This window comes from Longimicrobium sp., assembly GCF_036387355.1.
GTDB lineage: Bacteria > Gemmatimonadota > Gemmatimonadetes > Longimicrobiales > Longimicrobiaceae > Longimicrobium.
Genome location: NZ_DASVTX010000264.1, coordinates 1 through 6,990 on the forward strand (window position 1 = coordinate 1; position 6,990 = coordinate 6,990).

The window sequence follows — 6,990 nt, forward strand, 5'->3', positions numbered from 1 at the left end:
GGCAGAGTTCGCGGCGTCTTGGAGTGGGGAGGCCTGCGCGCCTACGGCGCTTCGGCCTCCCCACTCCAAGACACACAACGAGGAGATTGCTAGCTCCAGCACACTCCCACAATAACTGGTACAGCGAACGGGGGCATTGCAATCTGACTCCTGTGGAGAGGCCCGCGCGGGTGGTTGGGATTCGACGGCCGCCGGAGGGTGGCTGAGCGAATGAATTCGCCGCAACAACGGCGGAAAGTCTCCCCAAACAGACGGGGAAGACTTCACCTGCACGTGGGCGAGAGGTCAGTGCCGAATGCCGCCCTCGCGCTGAGATCTCCCTTTCTCCCGCGACAGCGGGGGAGAGGGCCGGGAGAGGGGGCTTCTCGGCCCACGGCACCGTCCGAAGCGCACGAATCAGGTTTTCTCCCATCTCCGTGCGTCTGTTTGCACGGGGAGGGGCGGGGAAGGGGCCCACGCGCGGAGCGCGCGGGCCTCCTGACCAAATGAATCCGCCGCTCAAGAAGCGGAAAGCCCCGACACGACGCCCACAGGCGCCGTTCGGGGCTTCAACCGCATATGGGACCCGCAACCGCGCGGCGGCCGCAGTCCGCGGCGGCGGACTTCGCGCCGTTGTTGCCGCGGCTTCAGCCGCCCGTCATCCCCCGCCATCCCCACCGTGGCCCGCCGCCGCGCCGAGCCACCTATTCCCTATTCCCTATTCCCTATTCCCTCACATAGCCGCCACCACCCGGTTCCGCCCGCGCTCCTTGGCCCGGTACAGCGAATCGTCCGCGCGGCGGGAAAGGGCGGCGAAGCTGTCGTCCGCGGCGGCGCGCTCGGCCACGCCCACGCTCACCGTCACGTGCAGCGCCGGGTCCAGGTCGCTCCACTGCAGCGCCTCCACCGCGCCGCGCAGGCGCTCCGCAATATCCACCGCCTGCCGCGCATCTGCCCTGGGCAGCACGACGATGAACTCCTCACCGCCCGTCCGCCCGATGGCGTCGCCCTCGCGCAACGCGCCGCGGCACGCCTGCGCCACCCGCCGCAGCACGGAATCGCCCACGTCGTGGCCAAAGGTGTCGTTGATCCGCTTGAAGTGGTCCACGTCCAGCGCCAGCAGGCTGAACGGCTCGTGGCGCGAGCGCGCGTTCCGCAGCCCCTCGCCCGCGAGCGCGAGCAGGGCGCGGCGGTTGGGAATGCGCGTAAGCTCATCCGTCATCGCCATTTCGCGCATACGCCGCTCGCCCGCGATGTGCCGCATCATCAGGAACGCGAGCACGGCCATGATCCCCACGCCCAGCGCGATCACGATGGTCTGCAGCCGGCGGACGCGCCCGGCAAAGGCGAGCGCCTGGCCGCGAAGCTGGTTTTCCCGCGTCAGCGCGCGGTTCTCGGCTTCCTTCTTTTCGCTGTCGAACTGCACGCGCAGCCGCGACGTCTGCTCTTCCCTGAACTGGTCCGCCAGCTTCTTCTGCAGCTCCAGCTGCTGCGCGCGTGCTTCGTACGCCGCGCGCCAGTTGCCCACGGCGGCCAGGCTCTGCGCCTGCTCGTCGCGCACCTTCTCCAGGAACCGCGTGCTGCCCGTGGACTGAAAGTACGCCGCCGCCACGTCCAGGTCCGCCAGCGCCTCGGCCGGGCGCCCCAGCGTGCGCAGCGCGACGGCGCGGGGAAGGCGTGTGTACGCGACGTTGGCGACGTCGCCCGCGCGGGCAAAGTGCGCCAGCGCCTGGTCCATCCAGCGCAGTCCCTCCGCGGCGCGGCCCAGCTTGGTGAGCGCGCCGCCGATGGTGCTCTGCACGTACGCCACCTCGCCCGGATCGCCGCGCCGCCGCTCGATCTCCAGCGAGCGCTGGTAATACTCCAGCGCGGCGGCGGGGTCGCCCTTGGTTTCCGTCGTGCGGCCGATGTTGAAGTACGCCGTGCTGATCCCGGCCGGATCGTTGGCGGCCTGGTTGGATGCCAGCACCTGCCGGTAGTACTCGATGGCACGATCGTATTCCGCCACGCGGCGGTCGGCGTACACGTTGGCGATGGAATTCAGCACGCGCCGCAGCCCCTCCCCGTCCTTTACCGCGGCGAAGCCGGCGTTCGCGCCGCCCAGGTCCGCGAGCGCGGCCGCGAAGTCGCCGCGGTAGTAGTTCAGGTCGCCGCGCAGCATCAGCGCGTTGGCCAGCAGCTTGGTGTCGTTCAGCCGCCGGCCGGAGGTGATGCCGAACTCGTAGTCCGCGGCCGCGCTGTCTACCTGCCCCAGCGATTCGCGTGCGTAGCCGCGGCACAGGCGCAGCATGCCAATGGCGAATCCGTTGCCCGCGCGCGTGGCCTCGGCGAGCCCGGCTTCGGCAAGGGCGGCCAGCCTGGCTTCGTCGATGGACCCGGCCGTCTTCCAGCAGCGGAGCGCGATGGCGCGTGCCCGCACCTGCCGGTCGCCCGGCGCACCCAGCCGCGCGATGGCGCGCTCCAGCATGGCGCGCGCGGAGTCGTCGCGTGCCGCGGGCATCACTTCCGCCGCCGCCACCAGTTCGGCGGGCGTGCGCGGCCGCGGCGCGGGCTGGGCGGCGGCGGTGGCCAGGGGAAGGAGCGCGAGGAGCGGGATGGATCTCATCATCGCGGGGAGGGGGCCGGGAGGCGGGCGGTGCTGCAGGGAGCCGGAAGCCGGCTGATCAGGGAAGATCGCGAAAACAGGCTCGATGCGGAAGATTCGCGAGCGGCTGAGCAACTGAAGTCGCCGCAACAACCGCTGAAAGCCTCACGGTACCGCCGTGAGGCTGCACCTGTGCGAGGGCGTGGTTCGGTGCGGAAGGCCGCCCTCGCGGTGAGGTCTCCCTTGCCCCAGGGTCTTTGGGGGGAAGGGCCGGGGGTGGGGTCCTCTCTCCGCCGCGCCGAACTTCGCCTCCCGCGCCAATCCGGGGTGTGCCCCCTCTCCCACATCTGTTCGTGGGAGAGGGTGGACGCGTCTCAGCGCGGCCGGGTGAGGGCCACGGCCGCGGCGGCGAGCGACGCTCCGCCCATTGCCCATCATCTACCTCCGCCCGATCACCCGATCAGCCGCGCAGAACCGCTCCGGGCACGCGCTCCATCGACACGCTCGCATGGTCGGGCTGCGAGAGCGCGCGGGCCGCGATTACGACGACGACAATCACCAGCAGAAGCGCGATCACCAGCGCGATCATCCACCGCCCCCGGCCCGGCGCGGCCTCCGGCTCCGCGGGCGCGTTCAGGTCCGGGCCGCCCGCCTGCACCACGAACACGTGCAGCAGCGGAAGCACCTCGGCGGCATCGAACTCCGGTCCGTACCCGCCGTCTTCCATCACCACGCGCACGTCGTCTTCGCGGGCCAGCCACTGCTCCAGTTCTTCGGGCGTGCGGGAGATGTTTCCTTCCTGCACCTGCCGGTTGGCGGAGGTGCGGATGGCGGAGCGGACCTCGTCGGGGAACCGGTATCGCGGCGGTCGCATTGGATCTCCCGTGCGGGTGCAAAGGCGCTCCGGAGGTGGAGTCCCGCGCAGGACAGGCAAGGGCAGGGCCGAACCGCGGCGCGGAGCCTCATCGTCCACGGAGAGCATCATCGTTGCATCGGGTTCCCGGGTGGACGGGACGGCACCCCCCTTTGTTCCCGCTCCTGATCGTGACCCGGGGGGACGACGCCCCGCCGAACCGAAGCGCGGGATGTCCCTCACCGCTTTTCCTCCTCACACCCCACCCTCGCGAGGCGTGCATGGCGCAGTCGCTGGCGGACAAAGTGGTACTGATCACGGGCGCCGCGCGCGGCATCGGCGCAGAAACGGCGCGGAGGCTCGCGGCCCGCGGCGCACGCCTGTCGCTGGTGGGAATGGAGCCGGAGCGGCTGGCCGCCCTCGCCCGCGAACTCGGCCCCGGGCACGCGTGGTACGAGGCGGACGTCACCGATCCGGGCGCGCTGGAACGCGCCGTCCGGGGCACCGTGGGCGATCTGGGCGGCATCGACGTGGTGATCGCCAACGCGGGGGTGGCCAGCAACGGCACCGTCGCGGTCACCCCCGCCGACGCGCTGGTGCGGGTGATCGAGGTGAACCTGATCGGCGTGGTGCGCACCGTGGCGGCCACGCTGCCGTACGTCACCGAGCGCCGTGGCTACCTGCTGCTGATCGCCTCGGCGGCGGCGCTGGCACCCATGCCGGGGATTTCCACGTACGCGGCGTCCAAGGCGGGGGTGGAGTTCTTTGGCGGCGCGCTGCGGCTGGAGGTGGCGCACAAGGGGGTGGCGGTGGGCGTCGCCTATCCCTCGTGGATCGACACGGACTTGGTGCGCGACCAGCAGCGCGACCTGAGCACCTTCAACCGCATGCTGCGCTCGCTCCCCGGCCCGCTGGGGCGCGTGACGTCGCTGGACGAGTGCGCGGCCGCGCTCGTGGACGCGGTGGAGCGCCGCCGCCGCACCGTGTTCGTGCCGCGCACCCTGGCGCCACTCGCGGCGGTGCGGCAGCTGCTGAGCGGGCGCGCGGCCCAGCGCGTGTCCGAGCGCAACGCGGCGCGGCTCATTCCGCAGCTGGAGCGAGAGGTGGCGTCCCTGGGCCGCGCGTTCGGCGCCACCAGCGTCGGCGCGCCGGGCGCCGGCCCCGCACCCCCGAAGCCTGCCGCCTGAGCGCGGCCGTCCCCCTGCCCATGCGTGGCGGCAAGGGACAGCGCTGCCGGCGGATGTGCGGAAGCGCCTCCCTCCGGGGCTTGCGCGGTGCGCTATCATCTTCGCGGAACGCGCGCCCTCCGTGGCATGCGCGGGCATTCTCCCGGACAACTCACGAGGACCGTATGGAACTTACCGGCATCCATCACCTGACCGCGATTTCCGCGAAGATCCGCGAGAATCACCTGTTCTACACCCGCACGCTGGGCATGCGGCTGGTGAAGCGTTCCGTAAACCAGGACGACGTGAGCGCGTACCACCTGTTCTACGCCGACGCGGTGGGCAGCCCGGGAAGCGACCTCACCTTTTTTGACTGGCCCATGCCGCCGGAGCGCCGGGGAACGCGCTCCATCATCCGCACCTGCCTTCGGGTGAACGGGGCGGCCGCGCTGGAATGGTGGGCCGGGCACCTGCGCGAGGCGGGCGTGACGGTGGGCGGCGTGGTGGAGCGCGACGGGCGGCTGACGCTGGACCTGGAAGATCCGGAGGGCCAGCGCCTGTCGCTCATTGACGATGGCGGCGAAGGGGAGGCGCATCCCTGGGACCGCAGCCCGGTGCCCGCCGCGTACCAGATCCGCGGGCTGGGGCCCATCATCATGAGCGTGCCCAACCTGGCGCCCACGGACAACCTGCTGCAGGGCGTGCTGAGCATGCGCCCGGTGCGGCACTACCCGCATCCCGACAACGGCGCGCACACCGTGCATGTGTACAAGATGGGGAGCGGCGGCGCGCACGCGGAACTGCACGTGGCGGTGCAGCCGGACCTTCCCGTGGCGCGGCAGGGCGCGGGCGCGGTGCACCACGTGGCCTTTCGCATCCCCGACGCGGACTACGAGGCGTGGGCGGCGCACCTGAACCGGATGGGCGTGGCCAACAGCGGCGAGGTGGACCGCTTCTGGTTCCACAGCCTGTACTTTCGCGAGCCCAACGGCATCCTGTTCGAGATCGCCACCGACGGGCCCGGCTTCGCGGTGGACGAGGACGCCGCCACGCTGGGCGAAAAGGTGGTGCTGCCGCCCTTCCTGGAGCCGCGCCGCGCCGCCATCGTCGCCAACCTCAAGCCGATCGACTGACGAAAACGCATCACGCAGAAACGCGGAGAGACCGGGAGCACTCCCCGGTCTCTCCGCGTTCTGCGGGATAATCTTTTCCCCCGGCTTACCAGACGGGGGATTCGGCGATGAGCGCCTGCACGTCCGTGGCGGATTGGGGGCGGCAGAAGTAGAAGCCCTGCGCGTAGTCGCTCCCCAGCTCGCGCAGGCGCTCCAGGTCCGCGGCGCTCTCCACGCCCTCCGCGATCACGTGCATCCCCAGGTCGTGCGCCAGCGAGATGATGCCGCGCAGAATGATCTCGCGCCGGGCACCGCGCACCAGGAACGAGCGGTCGATCTTGAGCGTGTCGATGGGAAACCGCTCGATGTAGCGCAGCGACGAGTACCCGGTCCCGAAGTCGTCCAGGTGAATGAAGATTCCCAGCGACTTCAGATCGTGCAGCACGCCGGCCGCGCGGTCCGGGTTCTGGATCAGCGCGCGCTCGGTGAGCTCCAGCGCCAGCAGCCCCGGCGCCAGCCCCGAATCCCGCAGCGCCCCCTCCACCGTGCGCACCAGCGTGCGGCTGCTCAACTCCAGCGCCGACACGTTCACGCTCAGGCTCGTGCCCTCCCACGCGCGCACCGTCCCGCACGCCAGCCCCATCACCCACGCATCCAGCCGCCCGATGAGCCCCAGTTCCTCGGCGATGGGGATGAAGGTGTCCGGGGCGATCCATCCGCCGCGCGGGTCCGGCCACCGCGCCAGCGCCTCCACCGCGGCGATGCGCCCCGTGGCAAGCCGCACGATCGGCTGGTAGTGGACCTGAAAGGCGCCCTCGCGCAGCCGCCGCGGCAGCTCCGCCTCCACCGCCAGCCGCTCCCGGTCGCGCCGGTCCGTCTCCGGGTCAAAAAGGACGGCGCGGTGCCGCCCCTCGGCCTTGGCGCGGCTCAGCGCCAGGTCCGCGCGGTGGATCAGCGTCTCCGAATCCTCCACCCGCCCCAGCGCGATGCCGATGCTGGCGCTCACGTACAGCTCGTGCCCGCTGATCACCACCCTGCCGAAGCAGCTGGCCAGGAAGCGCTCGCCCATATCCCGCGCCTCCGCCGCGGACTGGACTTCGGGGAGCAGGAGCAGAAACTCGTCGCCGCCAAAGCGCGAAACGGTGGCCCCCTCGGGCGCGCACTTCACCAGCCGGTCGCCAATCTCGCGCAGCAGCTCATCGCCCACCCGGTGCCCGGCGGTGTCGTTGACGGACTTGAGCCGGTCCAGGTCGATGGAGGCAAGACAGCTTGGCTCCTTGCTGTTATCCCTCCTCG

5 protein-coding genes are annotated in these 6,990 nt (G+C 71.1%); 2 read left to right on the top strand and 3 right to left on the bottom strand.

Going from position 1 to position 6,990, the window contains the following annotated elements; all coding sequences use genetic code 11:
• Positions 1 to 712: 712 nt before the first annotated feature.
• Both VF665_RS11395 and VF665_RS11400 read right to left on the bottom strand, forming a co-directional pair.
• A complete protein-coding gene (locus VF665_RS11395) occupies positions 713 to 2,587 on the bottom strand; it encodes a tetratricopeptide repeat-containing diguanylate cyclase (RefSeq protein WP_331053556.1) in 1,875 nt (624 codons plus the stop codon).
• Between the two features lie 436 nt (positions 2,588 to 3,023).
• Positions 3,024 to 3,437, bottom strand: coding sequence for a hypothetical protein (locus tag VF665_RS11400; RefSeq protein WP_331053557.1), 414 nt, complete (start codon positions 3,435 to 3,437; stop codon positions 3,024 to 3,026).
• A gap of 260 nt (positions 3,438 to 3,697) precedes the next feature.
• Here VF665_RS11400 and VF665_RS11405 point away from each other — a divergent pair, with 260 nt between their 5' ends.
• Complete coding sequence (locus VF665_RS11405) at positions 3,698 to 4,603, top strand: SDR family oxidoreductase (RefSeq protein WP_331053558.1); 906 nt, start codon at positions 3,698 to 3,700, stop codon at positions 4,601 to 4,603.
• A gap of 164 nt (positions 4,604 to 4,767) precedes the next feature.
• A complete protein-coding gene (locus VF665_RS11410) occupies positions 4,768 to 5,715 on the top strand; it encodes a ring-cleaving dioxygenase (RefSeq protein ID WP_331053559.1) in 948 nt (315 codons plus the stop codon).
• 85 nt (positions 5,716 to 5,800) lie between these two features.
• Here VF665_RS11410 and VF665_RS11415 read toward each other — a convergent pair.
• The coding region (locus VF665_RS11415; RefSeq protein ID WP_331053560.1) for a putative bifunctional diguanylate cyclase/phosphodiesterase at positions 5,801 to 6,990 on the bottom strand (1,190 nt) is incomplete at its 5' end.

Coding starts and splice junctions, on each gene's coding strand:
- VF665_RS11395 (WP_331053556.1), bottom strand. CDS start 2,587: ATGATGAGATCCATCCCGCTCCTCGCGCTCCTTCCCCTGGCCACCGCC.
- VF665_RS11400 (WP_331053557.1), bottom strand. CDS start 3,437: ATGCGACCGCCGCGATACCGGTTCCCCGACGAGGTCCGCTCCGCCATC.
- VF665_RS11405 (WP_331053558.1), top strand. CDS start 3,698: ATGGCGCAGTCGCTGGCGGACAAAGTGGTACTGATCACGGGCGCCGCG.
- VF665_RS11410 (WP_331053559.1), top strand. CDS start 4,768: ATGGAACTTACCGGCATCCATCACCTGACCGCGATTTCCGCGAAGATC.